Below are 15,925 nucleotides of genomic sequence, written 5' to 3'. Positions count from 1 at the left end.
CCGAGGATCATGACCCAGACGGACACCAGGGTGGGCCCGGCTGCTGCCGGGCCCGCCCCGGGCCGGGCCCGGCCGTTCTGGACCACCCGCCGCCGGGACCAGCTCACCGGATACCTGTTCATCACCCCGCAGCTGCTCGGCAGCGTGGTCTTCGTGATCCTGCCGCTGGTCCTCGTGGTCTGGTACAGCCTCCACGAGTGGAACGTGCTGGCCGGCAGCTTCGACTACATCGGCACCGACAACTACGCCGCGCTGGCCGACGACCCCAACCTGGGCCCGGTGCTGCGGTCGACCGGCCTGTTCTCGGTCGGCCTGGTCGTGTTCAACCTCGGCCTGGCGTTGCTGCTGGCCGTCCTGCTCAACCAGAGGCTGCGCGGGACCATCGTCTTCCGCACCCTGTTCTTCTCCCCCGTGGTGGTCTCGCTGGTCGCGTGGACCATCGTCTGGGGCTTCCTGCTGCAGGACAACGGCGGCATCAACGGCCTGCTCGACACCATCGGCGTCGACGGCCCCAACTGGCTGCGCGGCGAGGGCACGGCGATGCTGTCGGTGATCGTCGTGCAGGTGTTCAAGAACGTCGGCCTGAACATGGTGCTGTTCCTGGCCGCCCTGCAGGGTGTGCCGGCCGAGCTGTACGAGGCCGCCGAGGTCGACGGCGCGAGCCGGCTGCGCCAGTTCTGGCGGATCACCGTGCCGCTGATCAGCCCGACGATCATGCTTACGTCGATCATCACGGTGGTCGGCTCGCTGCAGGTCTTCGCGCAGATCGCGGTGCTCACCCAGGGTGGGCCCGGCACCTCGACCACGGTGCTCGTCTACTACCTCTACCAGCAGGCCTTCCAGTTCCATCACTTCGGCTACGGCGCCACGCTGTCGATCCTGCTGTTCGTCATCGTGCTCGCGCTGACAGTGCTGCAGTGGCAGATGCGCAAGAGGTGGGTCTTCCATGAATCGTGACCTGTCCCGGCGGACCAAGCTGGTCCTTTACGGGGTGCTGATGGTCCTGGCCGTCCCGTTCGTGTTCCCCACCTGGTGGATGGTCACCTCGTCGCTGAAGCCGGTGGCGGACATCTTCTCCTTCCCGCCGCAGCTGCTGCCGACCGATCCGCGGCTGGACGCGTACCGGCGGGTGTTCGAGCTGCAGCCGTTCGGGCAGCAGTACCTCAACAGCCTCTACATCGCGCTGCTGGTCACCGTCGGCACGCTGGCCGTGGCGTCGCTGGCCGGGTACGCGTTCGCGCGGATCCGGTTCCGGGGACAGAACGTGCTGTTCCTGGTCGTCCTCGCGGGCCTGCTCATCCCGAGCGAGGTGACGATCGTGCCGCTGTTCCAGATGTTCTTCAAGCTCGACCTGATCGACACCCACTGGCCGCTGATCCTGGTACCGATCTTCGGGGCGCCGAGCGTGCTGGCGACGTTCATCATGCGGCAGTTCTTCATCAGCCTCCCCGGGGAACTGGAGGAGGCGGCGCGGGTCGACGGGCTGGGACGCTTCGCCACGTTCTGGAAGATCGCGCTTCCGCTGTCCCGGCCCGCGCTCGGCGCGGTGGCCATCTTCACGTTCCTGCACAGCTGGAACCTGTACCTGGAACCGATTGTGTTCCTCTCCTCGCCGGAGAAGTTCACCCTGCCGCAGGCGCTCACCCAGTTCGTCGACGCATACGGCGGTCCGATGTGGGATGTCCAGCTCGCGGCGGCGTCGATGACCGCGCTGCCGGTGCTGGCGGTGTTCGTCATCGCGCAGAAGCAGTTCGTCGAAGGCCTCGCGCACACCGGTCTGAAGGGATGACCGCGCCGGTCGTCGGGATCGACATCGGCGGCACCAAGACCGCCGTCGCCCTGGTCGGTCCCGGCGCGCGGGTGCTCGACCGCCGCGAGGCGACCACCCCCGCGCGCGGCGGGCCGGCCGCGGTGCTCGACACCGCCGCCGGCCTGGCCACGGACCTGCTCGCCGCCGCCGGCCCCGAACCGGTCGGGGTGGGCACCGCGGGCACCGTCGACCCGGCGACCGGCGCCATCCGGTACGCGACCGGCAGCCTGCCCGGATGGGCCGGCACCCCGGTCGCCGACGAGCTGGCCGCGCGGCTGGGCCGGTCGGTGCGCGTCACCAACGACGTCGCCGCGGCGGCGCTCGGCGAGTGCTGGGCCGGCGCCGGACGGGGCCGGGGGCACGTGTTGCTGGCCGCCGTCGGCACCGGGCTGGGCGGCGCGATCGTCAACGCCGGGCAGGTCGTGAGCGGCGCCCGGGGCGCGGCCGGCCAGCTCGGGCACCTGCCGGTCCCGGGCGCGCACCGGCTGCGCTGCGGCTGCGGCCGGTACGGGCACCTGGAGGCGATCGCCTCCGGCACCGGCCTCGCCGCCGCGTACGCGCTCACCGGCGGTGACCCGGTCACCGGGCGGGAGGTGGCGCGGCGCGCGGCGGCCGGTGACGCGGCCGCCCGGCAGGTCGTCGACCGGGCCGGCGCCGCGCTCGGCGCGGCCCTGGCCGGGCTGGTCGCCCTGCTCGACCCGGACGCGGTGGTGGTCGCCGGCGGCGCCGCCGCCACAGTGCTCCCCGCCGCGACGGCCGCCTACCGGGCGGAGCTACCCGGCGGCTGGGCACACGTGCCGCTGCTTCCCGCGGCGCTGGGCGCCGACGCGGTGGTGGTCGGCGCCGCCCGGTTCGCCACCGCACCGATCCACCACGACGGAGGAACAAGCACGTGAGTGTCCTGGACGATCTGGCCGGCGGGCTGGTCGTGTCCTGCCAGCCCCTGCCCGACGACCCCGGCGACCCGATGCGCGACCCGTACGTCCAGGCCCGCGTGGCGGCCGCCGTGGTCCGTGGCGGTGCGGTGGCGGTCCGGGTCAACGGCCCCGACGACGTGCGGGCGGTACGCGCCGCCGTCGACGTTCCGGTGATCGGGTTGTACAAGCACGGCACGGGAGGCGTCTTCATCACCCCGACCGCCGGGCACGCGCTGGAGGCGGCGCGGGCCGGGTCGCACGTCGTGGCGGTGGACGCCACCGACCGTCCCCGGCCCGACGGCCGGACCTTCGCCGACACCGTCCGCGCCGTACACGAGCAGAGCGACGCGCTGGTCCTGGCCGACGTCGCCACTGTGGCCGAAGGCGTCGCCGCCGTCGAGGCCGGCGCGGACGCGGTCGCCACCACGCTGTCCGGCTACACGCCGGCCAGCCCACCGATCGACGGGCCCGACCTCGGGCTCGTGGCGCGACTCGCCGCGCTGCTGCCCGTACCGGTGATCGCCGAGGGGCGCTACCGGACCACGGAGCAGATCAGCCGGGCCTTCGAGGCGGGCGCCCACGCGGTGGTGACGGGCAACGCCGTCACCTCACCGCTGTGGATCACCCGCCGGCTGGTTCCGGCCACCCCCCGGGCGGCGAGCGTGCCGGAGAAAAGGGAGCATCGATGAAGAGAAGAACCCTTCTTGCGGCCACCGGCGCGGCCGGCCTGGCCACCGTCGCCCTCGGCGGCCCCGCCTTCGCCCGGCCCGCCGGCCGGCGACCGAGCGTGGCGCTGGTGCCGCTGGACGACCGGCCGGTCAACACGTACTGCGCGGAGATGACCGGTGCGAGCGCCGACGCCGAGGTGCTGTTGCCGCCGCGGAACCTGCTGGGCCGCTTCTTCACCCCCGGTGACGGTGCCGGCATCGCCCGCTGGCTCGACGGCGTCGACGGCGTCGACGGGTACGTGATCTCGGTGAGCATGCTGGCGTACGGGGGCCTGATCGCCTCGCGTACCGCCGCACCGGCCCTGGCCGACGCGTTGCGCAACCTGGAGGCGATCCGGCGGCTGCGCGCACGCCGGTCCGACGCGGTGATCGAGGTGCACGACACGATCCAGCGGCTCGCGATCACCAGCACCGGCACCGATCTGGACAACTACCGTGACCTGCTGGTCCAGTGGGCCAAGCTGTACGACCAGGTGGTCAATCTGGGCCAGGAGTCGCTGCGGGGCCAGCTCGACGCCGTGCGGGCGCGCATCCCGGACGCCGTGGTCGAGGACTACCTGGCCGCGCGGGCACGCAACCACCAGGTCAACCGGCTGATGGTGGAGTGGGTCGCGGACGGGACGATCAGCCACCTGGTGCTCTCCGAGGACGACACCGCGCCGGTCGGCCTGGCCCGCGCCGAGCGGGTCGAGCTGGAGGCGCTGGTGGCGCGGCTCGGCGTCGGCGACCGGGTGGAGATCTTCCCCGGCGCCGACGAGGTCAACGCGCTGCTCGTCGCGCGGGTCGTCGCCGCCGGCGCCGCGCCCACCTACCGGGTGGAGTACGCCGGGGTGTCCGGGGAGGGCTGGACCGCCGCGCTGGAGGGCATCCCGTTCGCGGAGAACATCCGCCGGCACGTCACCTCGGTGGGCGGCCGGGTGGTGACCGGCGACGCGGACATCGTCCTCGCGGTGAACACCCCCTCGGCCACGGCCGGGCAGCGGACCGCCGACCTGGACGCGTTCGTCGGCCGCATCGGTGAGCTGCTGGCCGCCGGCACCCCGGTGATCGTGGTGGACCCGCTGATCGTCAACAAGGGCGACCACGACCTGGTGTCCCGGATGGAGGCCCGCCTGGACCTGCCGGCGCTGCTGTCGTACTCGGGGTGGAACACCGGCGGCAACGCGCTCGGGCTGGCGCTCGCGCACGGCACCGCGCGGTGGGCGTACCTGCGTTCGTCCGGCAGCGGCTTCGGCGTGCCGGAGCTGCGCGGGCCGGCCCAGGCGCACGCCGAGTGCCTGCTCTACCGGTTCGTCAAGGACGACCCGTGGAAGAACGTGGTGCAGGTCGAGGCGTACGCGCACGCCCGCGCGCAGGGCTGGGATCCGCTGGCGCTGACCGCCGAGCAGAAGCGCTACTTCGACGGCTGGGTACGCGACCGGCTGGTGCCGCTGACCGAGCGGTACTTCGCCGACCACTTCGCCGGGCACGAGCTGGTGCTCGGGGTACGCGGACGCAAGACGTTCACCGCGACGCTGAACCGGGTCACCGCGGTGCGGGTCGAGCTGCCGTGGGACCGGCTGTTCGAGGTCATGCTGGAGCCGAGCCTGCGGCTGCGCTGATCGGACGACGCGGGTGCGGTCCCTGGGGCCGTACCCGCGTCACCGGGCCGTCAGCAGGCAGAACTCGGTGCCGTCCGGATCGGCCAGCACCAGGTCGTCGGCGGTGTGCCGGCCCGTGCCGACCCGGGTCGCGCCGAGCGCGAGCAGCCGGTCGGCCTCCGCGCCCCGGTCACCGGCCGCGACCAGGTCCAGGTGTACGCGGTCCCGCCCGCCGCTGGGCATCAGCGGCGGGCCGCTCCAGGTGACCTTCGCGCCTCCGCGCGGCGACTGGATCGCGGTCTCCTCGTCCTGGTCCCAGACCAGCGGCCAGCCCAGCGCCTCGGTCCAGAAGAGGCCGGCCGCCCGGGTGCCGTCGCAGTTGATCGCGCCGAGCGGGCCGCAGCCGGCGAGGAAGGTGTTGCCCGCGCCGATGACGCAGAGCTCGTTGCCCTCGGGGTCGGCGAGCACCACCTGGTCGTCGTCCGGGCCCTGGCCGATGTCGATGTGCCGGCCGCCCAGTGCCAGCGCCCGGTCGACCGTCTCCCGCTGGGCCTGCGGCGACGCGCTCGTCAGGTCGAAGTGGATGCGGTTCTGCACCGTCTTGGGCGCCTCGCTGGGCAGGAACCGGATGCGGACGTCGCTGTGTGCGTCGCCGCCCAGCGCCACGCCCTCGCGCGGGTCGTCAAAGATCTCCCGGCCCAGCACGCCGGACCAGAACCGCGCGAGCCGGCGCGGGTCGGCCGCGTCGAGGCTGACCGCGTAGAGGTGAACCGCCATCTGCCCGTCTCCGATCCCCCGCTGCCGACTGGCCGCAGCGTAGGACGGGCGGCCGGGTCGCGCACCCGGATATCCGGGCGGGCTACTTCGCCGGGAGGCCGCGCGTGTAGCGGACGCCCCGGTCGACCCAGCGGGCCAGGTCGGCGTCGCGCTCGCAGGCGGCCGGCGACACGGTGACCCAGCCGCGCATCTCCCGGCCCCGCATGACTGTCGCCTCGGCGCCGGGCTCGCCCAGGGCACGTTCGGCCTCGGCCGGGTCGACCCGGACCATCAGGCCGCCCGCGCCGCGCACGACCACCGCCATGTTGCCGCGCAGCATCATCGCCAGGCCGCCGAACATGCGCCGCTCGGTGATGCCGGGCTCACCCCCGAGGCGTTCGCGTACGCGGTTCGCCAGGTCCTCGTCGTAGGCCACGGTCCGATCCTGGCACCCGGGTCCGACAAGCGGCGCGCCTCAGGCGCCGACGCGTTGCTCGGGGATGGACAGGCCGTAGAGCGCCATCAGCTCCGGGCTGTCGATCCGGCTGCCGTCGGCCACCGAGTCGCAGGCGATGTCGACGATCTGGTCCTTGTGCGCCAGCAGGTACGGTCGGGCCCCGACGTCGGCGCTGGCGAGCGTGGCGATGCCGGACCAGTGCCGGCGGCCGAACAGCATCGGGTAGCCGCGCAGCCCGTCGTAGGTGGCGCAGACCAGCACGTCCGGATACGGCAGGGCGGTCACCCGGCGGACCGCCGTCGCGGTGAGCCCGGGCATGTCCACCGGCACCACGACCACCGCCTCGATGTCGTCGTCGGTGAGCGCGGCGAGCCCGGCCCGGATCGAGGAGCCCACCCCGGTGCCCCACGCGCGGTTGACCACCACTGTGGCGCCGGTCAGGTCGGTGGTCTGCCGCACCTGCTCGGCCGCCGCGCCCAGGACGACCACGACCTGCGCGCAGCCCGCCTCGGCCATCGTGTCGATCATCTGGCTGACCAGCGGCTTCTCGCCCTGGTGCAGCAGCGCTTCGGGTCCGCCGATGCGGCGGCCGCCACCGGCGGCGATGATCATTGCAGCGATCCGGTTCAGCGGTGCCCCCTCGATCAGGGGACGGACCGGGCACAGCCGCCCGGTCCGTCCCGTCGTACGCACACCGGGCCCAACGAGCACGGCCGGGACCGGGTAGCGGGGCAAAACGGAAATTTGCGTGACTATGCCGCGTCCGCGTAGCAGTCCACTGACGACAGGTCCAGCGGGAACCGGACCGGGGTGTCGCCGAACAGCAGCCCTGTGGCCCGCGCCCCGGCGGCGGTGACCGCCTCGGCGACCGCCGCCGCCTGCCCGGCCGGGCAGTGCACCATCACCTCGTCGTGCTGGAAGAAGACCAGCTCCGCCTCCGTGCCGGCCAGCTCGGTACGCAGCGTCGCCAGCAGCGTGGAGGCCCACTCGGCGGCGGTGGCCTGGATGACGAAGTTGCGGGTGAAACGCCCACGTGAACGGGCCGCCCGCGCCGACGGGCTGTGCGGATCGGCCCCGCCGTCCGGCATCGCCTCCTCCCCCTCGGCGAACCCCGCCGACCCGGGCGGACAGGTGCGCCCCAACCACGACCGGACCAGCCCGCCCGCCTCACCGGTGCGGGCCGCCGCCTCCACGTAGCCGAACGCGGTCGGATAGTTCTTCCGCAGCACCGCCAGGGCCGGCACGGCCGCCCCGCCGGTCTGCCCGTACATCGCCCCGAGCAGGGCCACCTTGGCCTTCGCCCGGTCACCGGCGAACGCGTCCCGGGCCAGCGCGGCGTACAGGTCACCGGCACCGCCCGCCGCGGCGAGCCGCTCGTCGCCGGAGACCGCCGCGAGCACGCGCGGTTCGAGCTGGCCCGCGTCGGCGACCACGAACGTCCAGCCCGGGTCCGCCACCACCGCCCGCCGGATCACCTTCGGAATCTGCAACGCCCCGCCGCCCCGGGTCGCCCAGCGGCCGGAGACCACGCCGCCCGGCACGTACTCCGGGTGGAACCGGCCGCCGGACACCCAGGCGTCGCGCCAGGCCCAGCCGTGCGCCGTCCAGATCCGGTACAGCTCCTTGTACTCCAGGACCAGCGGCGCCGCCGGATGCTCCACCCCGCGCAGCACCCAGGCGCGCGTGTTCGGCAGGTCCACGCCCGCGCGGGCGAACGCCCGCAACAGCTCCGCGGGCGAGTCGGCGTGCACCTGGCGTACGCCGAACGCGTCAGCGATCCGGGCCTGCAACTCGGCCAGCCGGCGCGGCGGCCCGCCGACCGGGGACGGCTCGCCGAGCAGGCCGGCCAGAATCGTGTCGTGCACGTCGGCGCGCCACGGCAGCCCGGCCGCGCCCATCTCGGCCGCCACCAGCGCGCCCGCCGACTCGGCGGCCACCAGCAGCCGGAACCGGCCGGGGTGGGTGGTCGTGGCGATCCGGGCGAGCTGGTCGGCGTACACCCGGGTCAACGCCGTGATGCCCGGACCGGGCGGGCCGGACGGCGGCTCGAACAGCGCGGCCTGGGCGTGGCCCGGCGGCTCGGGCGGGCGGGGCGCCGGGTCCGGCGGGACCGGCGCGCCGGTGACCCGGGCCCAGGCGGCCGGTAGCGCGCGGGGCTCGCCCCACCGGCCGGCGTGCCCGAGCAGGAGCGCCTCGGTCAGCTCGACGTCGTGGCAGCGGTCGAGCCGCACCCCGGCGCGCAGCAGCGCCGGGTAGACGCCGGCCCAGGCGGCCCACAGCCAGCGGGGGTGGCCGGCGGCCTCCCGGGCGGCGACGGCGGTGGCCAGGTCGGCCACCTCCTCGGGCGGGCCGGACGGGGTGCCGTCGGCGCGCAGCGGTTGCAGCACGCCGCCGCCTCGCTCGTCCGCCTCCACCGCCACCAGCACGGACGTGATTCTGCCCCCTCCCCCCGACACGCTCCGCGGGGAAGGAAGGGCCCCCTCTTAACGCCTGCGGTAGAGGAAGGGCCCCTTGTTAACACCCGGTGTTAACAAGGGGCCCTTCCTTACCTCCCGGAGGGTTACTTGCCGACGCCGGCGGTGAGGCCGGACTGCACCTGGCGCTGGAAGACGATGTACACGATCAGCACCGGAAGCATCGCCATGGTCACCCCGGCGAACAGTCCGGACCAGTCCGACTTGTAGCCCTGGTTGACCGACAGCTCGATCAACCCCTGGGCGATCACCTGGTTCTTCGGCTCGCCGGACACCGACTGCATGAGCAGCGTCGGCAGGTACCACTGGTTCCACTGGCCGAGCACGTTGAAGATGCCGATGCTGATCAGGCCCGGCTTGGCCATCGGGAGCATCACGCTGAAGAACGTGCGGGTGTGCGACGCCCCGTCGACCTGGGCCGCCTCGGCGATCGAGTCGGGCAGCGTCCGGAAGAACGAGTGCATGAAGAAGATCGTGAACGACAGCGACCACGCCACGTAGACCAGGATCAGCATGAGGTGCTTGTTCGGGCCGAGCAACGGGAGGCTGACGCCGGTGTTGTAGACGCCCTTGAACAGCGGCACCGCGGCCAGGTAGATCGGCAGCGTCAGCCCGGACAGGAACATCCAGTAGATCAGCCGGTTGCCGCGGAACTCGTAGCGCGCCAGGGCGTACGCGGCCATCGAGCCGAGCAGCATCGTCAGCGTCACGCTGAACACCAGCACGAGCAGCGTGTTGAGGAAGAAGCTGTCGATCCCGGCGGTCCAGGCGCGGGCGAAGTTGTCCCACTGCAACGCGTCGGGGATCAGCGACAGCGGTTCGCGGATCACCTCCGAGTCGGTCTTGAGCGCCGACATCACCACCCACAGCAGCGGGTAGACCACCATGATCGCCCAGACCGCGAGGAACAGGTGCGAGAAACCGTTGAAGATGCGGCCGCCGAAGCCGTTGCCGACGTTCCGCCGGTCCGCCGGCGGCCGGTCCGGCGGTGCCGTGTCGGACCGGGCCGGACCGGAGGTGTGGGTCACAGTGCTCATCGTCCAGACCTCCTCAGTACTCGATCCGCTCACGGCGGGTGATCCTCAGCTGGAGCGCGGCCAGCAGAATGGTGAAGATGGCCAGCGCGACGGCGATCGCGCAGGCGTAACCGAACTGGCCCTTCTGGAACGCGTTGAACTGGATCACCGAGGCGAAGATCTCGCTGGCGTGGTTCGGCCCGCCCTGGCTCGGCGTCATGACGAAGACCAGCGCGTACATGTCCAGCGCGATGAAGCCCAGATAGACCCAGGCGACCGAGATGCTGTCCCGCAGCAGCGGCAGCGTCACCTTGAAGAACGTGTGGAACCGGCCCGCGCCGTCGAGGATCGCGGCCTCGTAGATGTCCTTCGGGATCGACTGCATCGCGGCGGAGAACAGCACCATGTAGAAGCCGGCGCCGCTCCACACCGCGATGAACAGCAACCACCAGAGCACCGCCGGCACGCCGAGGAACGGCTCCGGGTCGGCGGTGAAGGCGATCGGGTTGTCCGCGTCGACCAGCCCGATCTTGATGAGCAGGCCGTTGATCAGGCCCTGCCCGTCGGTGCGGTAGATCTGCTGCCACATGACGGCGATGACCACCAGCGACAGCACCTGCGGGAAGAAGAAGATGACCTTGTAGATCCCGGAGCCGAACACCCCGCGGATGCCGGCCCTGTCCTCGCGTCCGCCCACGTTGAGCAGGAACGCGAGGAACAGGGCCAGCGCGATCGTGAACAGCGGCACGGTGACCAGGAAGAACACGTTGTGCCAGAACGCCTTCCGGATCAGCTCGTCGGAGAACAGCCGGACGTAGTTGTCCAGCCCGACGAAGCGCTGGGAATCGGAGTACCCGCCCCAGTCGGTCAGCGAGTATCCCGCCGCCTGGGCGAACGGCCACACCACGTAGAACAGGTACAGCGCGACGGGCAGGGCCAGGAAGCCCGTGACGAAACGCGCGACTCCGTGCCGCATTGGACTCACTTCCTCGCGGTGATCAGGCGGTGCGGGTCTGCTTCTTGATCGACGAGTCCTTGGCGACCTTGTCGGCGGCCGCCTGCATCTTGTCGACGAACTGCTGCGCGGTCAGGCGGCCGGCCATCAGCTCCTCGGAGAGGTTCTGGCTCTCCTTGTCCAGGTCGGCGTAGAAGTCCGGGAACTTCACCGAGATCAGGTCCGAGCTGCCGTTCTTCATCAGCGAGTTCGCCGACGCCAGCGCGGTGTCCTGGACGTTGTCGCCGGAGCCCTTGGTGGAGGCCAGCGACTTGGTCAGCTCGGCGAACTTCGCCGAGCCGGCCTTGGACAGGATGGCCCGCAGGAACTCCTTCGCGGCCTCCTTGTTCGGGGCCTTGCTGGGCACCACGAAGCCCTCGCCGGAGGAGGCGAAGACGTCCTTGGCGGCCTTGTCGCCGCTCTTGCTCCAGTAGTCGGAGATGGTCATCTCGAAGCCCGGCGGGATGGTCGCGGCCATCTCGTTCTTCAGCCAGGTGCCGACCTGGATGAAGGCCGCCTTGCCGTCCAGGAACGCCTGCTGCGACTGGGTGTGGTCGAGCTTGCCCGGCAGCAGCAGCTTGTCCTTGACCAGCTTCTCCCACGGCTCCAGCGCCGCGACGATGCCGTCGGCCTTCCAGGCGCCGTCCTTCAGGTTGTCGATGTCGACGACGGCCTGCTTGCCGACCGCCTTCCAGATGCTGGCGAACAGCGCCCAGCGCGGGTAGTAGCCGTGCACCGCGTCGTGCACGTACGGCGCCATGCCCTTGGCCTTGATCTTCGGCGCGAGCGCGAAGAACTCGTCCCAGGTGGTCGGCGCCGTCCAGCCCTCCTTCTTGAACAGTGCCGCGTTGTACCAGTTGCCCCACACCGTGTACGCCACGTTCACGACGTAGAACTTGCCGTTCTGCGTACCGTCGGCGACGGTGCCCGGCAGCAGGCTGTCGGCCACCGTCCCCTCGCTGTCCCAGGCCGGCGCGGTGAGCAGGTCGTCCAGCGGCTCGATCGCGCCCTCGTTGATCAGCGTGCTGCGGTCCATCATGTCGGCGCCCGAGTTCATCACCAGGTCGCTCGGCTGCGTCGCCATCTTGGGCTGCTCTTCGGTCTTGATCTTCTGGGTCGAAGACATGTTGACCGTGATGTTCGGGTGCTTGGCGTTGAAGATGACCTTGTCTTCCTTGGCCCACTGGTCGCCCAGGCCACCGTTGAAGACGACCACCTTGACCGCGCTGCCGTCCTTGACGCCGAACGGGTTGTCCTTGCTCTTGGCCGCGCCGCCGCCGTCGGACTTGCTCGGCTCGCTGCCGGCGCACGCGCTCAGCAGACCCGCCGCCGGTACGGCCAGCAGACCGGCCGCGGCGGCGCGCCGCAGCAGGGTCCGACGGCTGACGTCGCCGAACTTCTCGGGGGTAACCGACATCTTGTCTCTCCTTGTGGGTCGGGTCAGGCGGTCCGCCGGAGACGCCCGGCGTACCGCGACTCGAGGGCGAGGTTGTGCTCGTCCCCACCGGGGACGTTGGCGGAGAGGTAGACAGGGGGTACCTCTCCGGCCTGGTGGAACCGTCGTACGACCTCGGCGGTCAGCAGCTGCGCCAGCAGCGCCGCGGTGACCGAGGAGACCGCACAGACCGCGCCGCCGCCCTCGAGCGGCAGCAGTGCGTCGCCGTACGGCGCGCCGTTGTCCAGCACGACGTCGGCGAGGTCGGCGAGCCGGTGCCCGGAGGGGTGCCGAGGAGCTACCCGGGCGGTGTGCTCGACCGAGGTGACAGCGATCAGCGGATGGCCGCCACGCTTGACGAGCGTCGCCAGCTCGACGACCGAGCCGTTGATGCCGGACTGCGAGGCGACCACGAACACGTCCTCCGGCTGCGGCGCCGCCAGCGCGTAGAGCTGGTGCGCCACGGCCGGGTCGCGTTCCAGTTTCGGGTCGGCGAGCACATCGCGGGGCGCGTCGCCGTGCAGCACGAGGTCGTGCAGGGAGAGCCGGTTGGCGGGGACCAGGCCGCCGGCCCGGGCGACCAGTTCGGCGGCGAACGCCTCCGAGTGGCCGGCGCCGAACGCCTGGAGCACGCCACCGGAGCGCAGCCCGGAGGCGATCAGGTCGGCTGCCCGGTCCACCGCCACGGCCTGGCTGTCCACCAGCCGGTCGAGCACCGGGCGGACCGCGTCGGCGTACCGCTGGGCACTGATCATGATGGGGACCCCTTCGCGGCCTTGTGCCCGTCGACGGCCTGGGCGGTACGCCGGAAGGCCGCGTGGGCGCGGTCGTGGGTGCGCTGCGCCACCGCGATGTAGAGCAGGTCGAGCACGACGAGTTGCGGGTGCCGGGCGGAGAGCGCGTCCGGCCGGAACGTGGTGGCCTGGCTGGCGGTGACCAGCACGATGTCGGCCAGTTCGGCGAGCGGCGAGCGGGGGAAGCCGGTGAGCGCGACGGTGGTGGCACCGCGGCTGCCGGCCTCGGCGAGCAGCTCGATCGTCTCCCGGGTCTGCCCGGTGTGCGAGATCCCGAGGGCGACGTCACCGGCGCCCAGCAGCGCGGCGCTGGCCAGCCCCTCGTGCACGTCGCTCCAGGCCCACGCGGCGACGCCGATGCGGTGCAGGCTGAACTGCATCTCCTCGCCGACGAGCGCGCTGCCGCTGGCGCCGAAGATGTTCACCCGGCTGGCCCCGGCGATGGCGACCGCCGCGCGTTCCACCTCGGCCAGGTCGAGCAGCGCGGCGGTGTCGTGCATCGCCCGCGTGTCGGCGGCCATGATCTGGTCGAGCACCCGGGACAGCGGGTCGCCGGGCTGGATCTCGCGTCCGATGTCGACGGTCCAGCCCGCCGAGCGCGCCCGCCCGGTCTCGGCGGCGATGCCGAGCCGCAGGTCGGCGTAGCCCTCGAAGCCCATCGCCCGGCAGAACCGGGTGATGGTCGCCGGCGAGGTGCCGCTGCGCTCGGCCAGCTCGACGATGGTGGCCCGGGCCGCCGCCTCCGGGTCGCTGAGCACGTGCTCAGCGACCCGGCGCAGCGCCCCGGTCAGCTCCCCCGTGCCGGCCCGGACCCTGGCCAGCACGCCGTCGGCGCCCAGCCGGTCGGCCGGACCGGCATCGACCACCGCGGTCGCCGCGGAAGTCTCCACCTCGTGCTCGACCATCGGCGGAAGCCTTTCGGAAAAGAGTGTTAACTGTTAGTGGTAAAAGTTCTTACTGAAGGCCCCTCCGTGTCAAGAGCGTGGGTGAAGTTTTCAAACTGTTACCTGGCGCACCGGCGCGATCTTGCGTCCGGCGACACGGCGGACCAGCATGAAGACCATGTCGGACACCGTCGTGGTCGGCCTCGACGTCGGAGGTACGTCCACCCGCGCGGCCGCGCTGAGCCTCGACGGCACACGCCTGGGCACCGGCCGTGCCGGCGGCGGCAACCCCACCAGCCACGGCGCCGAACGGGCCGCCGCCGAGCTGCTCGCCGCCCTGCGCGCGGCGCTCGCCGACATCGACCCCCTTCGGGTACGCGCCGGCGTCATCGGCCTCGCCGGGGCCGGCCGCCTCCTGGCCGACCCGCACGGCCGCGACGCGTTCGACCGGGCGTGGGCCGAGGCAGGGCTACGGTGCCCGTACGCCGTGCACGGCGACGCCCTGGTCGCCTACGCCTCCGGTACGGCTGCCCCGGACGGCACCGTGCTCGTCGCCGGCACCGGCGCGATCGCCGCCCAGGTACGCGACCTGCGGCTGGACCGCACCGCCGACGGTCACGGCTGGCTGCTCGGCGACGCCGGATCCGGCTTCTGGCTCGGCCGCGAGGCGGTCCGCCGGCTACTGGCCGACCTGGACCGCGCGGAAGCCCCCGACGACCTGGGACGCCAGGTGCTGGCGGAGCTGACCGGCACCACCGCTGTGGACGATCAGCCGCGGGCGACCGCCGGAGCCGTGGTGCAGGCGGTGACGCGACGGCCGCCGGTGGAACTGGCCCGGCTCGCGCCGCTCGTCGTGTCGTCGGCCCACGACGGGCAGCCGACGGCCGTCGCGCTGATCGCCGAGGCCGCGGCGCTGCTGGCGGAGAGCGTCTCCCGGATCCGCCCGCCGGGTGCGGCCGATCCGGTGGTGCTCGGCGGCGGGCTGCTCACCGGCGACACCCCGCTGGCCGGCGCGGTACGCGCGGAACTGGCAGGCCGCTGGCCGGACGCGCCGCTGCACACCGCCGGGGACGGTGCGGCCGCCGCGGCCTGGCTCGCCGCCCGCGACCTGCCCGAGGTGACCGACCCGGCCGCACTGCACACCCGCCTGGTGCCCCCACCCGCCTGACCCGCCCGCCCCGCCCCGCCGCGCTGCCCGCCCCGCCGCGCTGCCCGCCCCGCCGCGGGGCTCGGCCGTTGGGTGGAACGCCATGGGTGTCAAAACGCCCGTTTGACACCCATGACGTTCCACTCGCCGCCTCCGGCAGTTGTCGGCGTGAGCCGGCACTCCGGCTGATCAGTATCGGTCTTGCGAACCCGGCTGAGCCTGGTGCCAGCCCTGCGGCGCGGGCTGGCCCGGGTGGGCCTGCGGCGGGGGGCCGTACTGCGTGGGCTGACCCGGGTGGCCCTGGGGCGCGCCACCCTGAGGTGCCTGCTGATTCGGGTGCCAGCCCTGCGGGGCGGGCTGGCCCGGGTGCCCCTGCGGCGCGGCGCCGTACGGTGCGGGCTGACCCGGGGCGTGCTGCCCCGGAGCGGGCGGGAACCCCTGGCCGGGCTGGCCGTGCCCCGCCCCCGGGTACATGCCGTGCTGCTGCTGTCCGCCCGGGTACTGCTGCCCACCCGCGAACTGCTGCTGCCCGCCCGGGTACTGCTGACCACCCGGGAACGACGGCCCGCCCGGGTACTGCTGGCCGCCCCCGTACTGCTGGCCGCCCGCGAACTGCGGTCCGCCGGCGAACTGCTGCGCCTCGGCCTGCTCGCGGGCCTCCTTGCGGGCCTTCACCGCCCGCACGATCAGCAGGATCGGCAGCACGAAGACGTAGAAGAAGATCCGGTAGCTGTCGCCATCGAACAGGAACAGCAGGTAGAAGCCGTACCCGAAGAAGGCCAGGCCGATGACCACGTTGAGGATCCGGGAGCCCTTGCCCTGTTCCTTGACGACCGCGCCGACGACGACCATCGCGATGCCGCCGAGCATCAGCAACAGTGTGTAGAGAAGGAAGAACATGAGATTCCTGTCGATAGATGAGCGTGCCGGCTC

General features: G+C 72.5%; 16 protein-coding genes. 6 read left to right on the top strand and 10 right to left on the bottom strand.

Annotated features, from left to right (window positions below; all coding sequences use genetic code 11):
• Positions 1 to 9: 9 nt before the first annotated feature.
• The 5 genes from O7604_RS19525 to O7604_RS19505 are packed head-to-tail and all read left to right on the top strand — an operon-like array spanning position 10 to position 5,056.
• Positions 10 to 957: a sugar ABC transporter permease gene (locus tag O7604_RS19525; protein ID WP_269705165.1), complete on the top strand. Its 948-nt coding sequence runs from the start codon at positions 10 to 12 to the stop codon at positions 955 to 957.
• Positions 947 to 1,789, top strand: coding sequence for a carbohydrate ABC transporter permease (locus O7604_RS19520; protein ID WP_269705164.1), 843 nt, complete (start codon positions 947 to 949; stop codon positions 1,787 to 1,789). Before O7604_RS19525 ends, O7604_RS19520 begins: the two co-directional genes overlap by 11 nt.
• Positions 1,786 to 2,706 carry an ROK family protein gene (locus O7604_RS19515; protein WP_281577293.1) on the top strand — a complete coding sequence of 307 codons (921 nt, stop codon included), beginning with the start codon at positions 1,786 to 1,788 and terminating at the stop codon, positions 2,704 to 2,706. Before O7604_RS19520 ends, O7604_RS19515 begins: the two co-directional genes overlap by 4 nt.
• Complete coding sequence (locus tag O7604_RS19510; RefSeq protein WP_269705162.1) at positions 2,703 to 3,416, top strand: putative N-acetylmannosamine-6-phosphate 2-epimerase; 714 nt, start codon at positions 2,703 to 2,705, stop codon at positions 3,414 to 3,416. The genes O7604_RS19515 and O7604_RS19510 overlap by 4 nt, the downstream gene beginning before the upstream one ends.
• Positions 3,413 to 5,056: a DUF4127 family protein gene (locus tag O7604_RS19505; protein WP_281577292.1), complete on the top strand. Its 1,644-nt coding sequence runs from the start codon at positions 3,413 to 3,415 to the stop codon at positions 5,054 to 5,056. The genes O7604_RS19510 and O7604_RS19505 overlap by 4 nt, the downstream gene beginning before the upstream one ends.
• Before the next feature lie 39 nt (positions 5,057 to 5,095).
• On the opposite strand, the gene O7604_RS19500 is transcribed toward O7604_RS19505, so the two are convergent.
• From O7604_RS19500 to O7604_RS19460, 9 genes are all read right to left on the bottom strand, one after another.
• Positions 5,096 to 5,812 (bottom strand): VOC family protein, encoded by a 717-nt coding sequence (locus O7604_RS19500; RefSeq protein WP_269705160.1) that lies wholly within the window; start codon positions 5,810 to 5,812, stop codon positions 5,096 to 5,098.
• Positions 5,813 to 5,894: 82 nt separating this feature from the next.
• Entirely contained in the window at positions 5,895 to 6,227 is a 333-nt protein-coding gene (locus O7604_RS19495; protein ID WP_269705159.1) for a TfoX/Sxy family protein, read from the bottom strand.
• Positions 6,228 to 6,266: 39 nt separating this feature from the next.
• On the bottom strand, positions 6,267 to 6,860 hold the full coding sequence (locus O7604_RS19490; protein WP_116507115.1) for a nucleotidyltransferase family protein: 594 nt from the start codon (positions 6,858 to 6,860) through the stop codon (positions 6,267 to 6,269).
• 140 nt (positions 6,861 to 7,000) lie between these two features.
• Entirely contained in the window at positions 7,001 to 8,674 is a 1,674-nt protein-coding gene (locus O7604_RS19485; RefSeq protein ID WP_269705158.1) for a bifunctional 3'-5' exonuclease/DNA polymerase, read from the bottom strand.
• A gap of 134 nt (positions 8,675 to 8,808) precedes the next feature.
• A complete protein-coding gene (locus O7604_RS19480) occupies positions 8,809 to 9,759 on the bottom strand; it encodes a carbohydrate ABC transporter permease (protein ID WP_120569018.1) in 951 nt (316 codons plus the stop codon).
• Between the two features lie 13 nt (positions 9,760 to 9,772).
• Positions 9,773 to 10,714 (bottom strand): sugar ABC transporter permease, encoded by a 942-nt coding sequence (locus O7604_RS19475; protein ID WP_120569017.1) that lies wholly within the window; start codon positions 10,712 to 10,714, stop codon positions 9,773 to 9,775.
• Positions 10,715 to 10,736: 22 nt separating this feature from the next.
• Positions 10,737 to 12,149 carry an N-acetylglucosamine/diacetylchitobiose ABC transporter substrate-binding protein gene (ngcE, locus tag O7604_RS19470; RefSeq protein WP_030500335.1) on the bottom strand — a complete coding sequence of 471 codons (1,413 nt, stop codon included), beginning with the start codon at positions 12,147 to 12,149 and terminating at the stop codon, positions 10,737 to 10,739.
• 23 nt (positions 12,150 to 12,172) lie between these two features.
• On the bottom strand, positions 12,173 to 12,922 hold the full coding sequence (locus O7604_RS19465; RefSeq protein WP_269705157.1) for an SIS domain-containing protein: 750 nt from the start codon (positions 12,920 to 12,922) through the stop codon (positions 12,173 to 12,175).
• The gene (locus tag O7604_RS19460) at positions 12,919 to 13,866 is read right to left on the bottom strand and encodes a MurR/RpiR family transcriptional regulator (protein ID WP_269705156.1); all 948 of its coding nucleotides are present in this window, start codon (positions 13,864 to 13,866) and stop codon (positions 12,919 to 12,921) included. The genes O7604_RS19465 and O7604_RS19460 overlap by 4 nt, the downstream gene beginning before the upstream one ends.
• 157 nt (positions 13,867 to 14,023) lie before the next feature.
• Between O7604_RS19460 and O7604_RS19455 the strand changes: the two genes are divergently transcribed.
• Positions 14,024 to 15,013 (top strand): BadF/BadG/BcrA/BcrD ATPase family protein, encoded by a 990-nt coding sequence (locus O7604_RS19455; RefSeq protein ID WP_281577291.1) that lies wholly within the window; start codon positions 14,024 to 14,026, stop codon positions 15,011 to 15,013.
• 168 nt (positions 15,014 to 15,181) lie between these two features.
• Here O7604_RS19455 and O7604_RS19450 read toward each other — a convergent pair whose 3' ends face one another.
• Positions 15,182 to 15,892 (bottom strand): hypothetical protein, encoded by a 711-nt coding sequence (locus tag O7604_RS19450; protein WP_281577290.1) that lies wholly within the window; start codon positions 15,890 to 15,892, stop codon positions 15,182 to 15,184.
• Positions 15,893 to 15,925: the final 33 nt, after the last annotated feature.

This window comes from Micromonospora sp. WMMA1947 (genome assembly GCF_027497355.1).
GTDB lineage: Bacteria > Actinomycetota > Actinomycetes > Mycobacteriales > Micromonosporaceae > Micromonospora.
Note: the sequence above shows the minus strand (reverse complement) of the source record. Positions and strands in the feature narration are given on the sequence as shown.

Bases quoted from the DNA above. Each gene is read 5' to 3' on its own strand.
- O7604_RS19515 (WP_281577293.1), top strand. From the start codon at position 1,786: ATGACCGCGCCGGTCGTCGGGATCGACATCGGCGGCACCAAGACCGCC.
- O7604_RS19525 (WP_269705165.1), top strand. From the start codon at position 10: ATGACCCAGACGGACACCAGGGTGGGCCCGGCTGCTGCCGGGCCCGCC.
- O7604_RS19465 (WP_269705157.1), bottom strand. From the start codon at position 12,922: ATGATCAGTGCCCAGCGGTACGCCGACGCGGTCCGCCCGGTGCTCGAC.
- O7604_RS19490 (WP_116507115.1), bottom strand. From the start codon at position 6,860: ATGATCATCGCCGCCGGTGGCGGCCGCCGCATCGGCGGACCCGAAGCG.
- O7604_RS19520 (WP_269705164.1), top strand. From the start codon at position 947: ATGAATCGTGACCTGTCCCGGCGGACCAAGCTGGTCCTTTACGGGGTG.
- O7604_RS19480 (WP_120569018.1), bottom strand. From the start codon at position 9,759: ATGAGCACTGTGACCCACACCTCCGGTCCGGCCCGGTCCGACACGGCA.
- O7604_RS19455 (WP_281577291.1), top strand. From the start codon at position 14,024: ATGTCGGACACCGTCGTGGTCGGCCTCGACGTCGGAGGTACGTCCACC.
- ngcE (WP_030500335.1), bottom strand. From the start codon at position 12,149: ATGTCGGTTACCCCCGAGAAGTTCGGCGACGTCAGCCGTCGGACCCTG.
- O7604_RS19505 (WP_281577292.1), top strand. From the start codon at position 3,413: ATGAAGAGAAGAACCCTTCTTGCGGCCACCGGCGCGGCCGGCCTGGCC.
- O7604_RS19450 (WP_281577290.1), bottom strand. From the start codon at position 15,892: ATGTTCTTCCTTCTCTACACACTGTTGCTGATGCTCGGCGGCATCGCG.
- O7604_RS19500 (WP_269705160.1), bottom strand. From the start codon at position 5,812: ATGGCGGTTCACCTCTACGCGGTCAGCCTCGACGCGGCCGACCCGCGC.
- O7604_RS19475 (WP_120569017.1), bottom strand. From the start codon at position 10,714: ATGCGGCACGGAGTCGCGCGTTTCGTCACGGGCTTCCTGGCCCTGCCC.
- O7604_RS19460 (WP_269705156.1), bottom strand. From the start codon at position 13,866: ATGGTCGAGCACGAGGTGGAGACTTCCGCGGCGACCGCGGTGGTCGAT.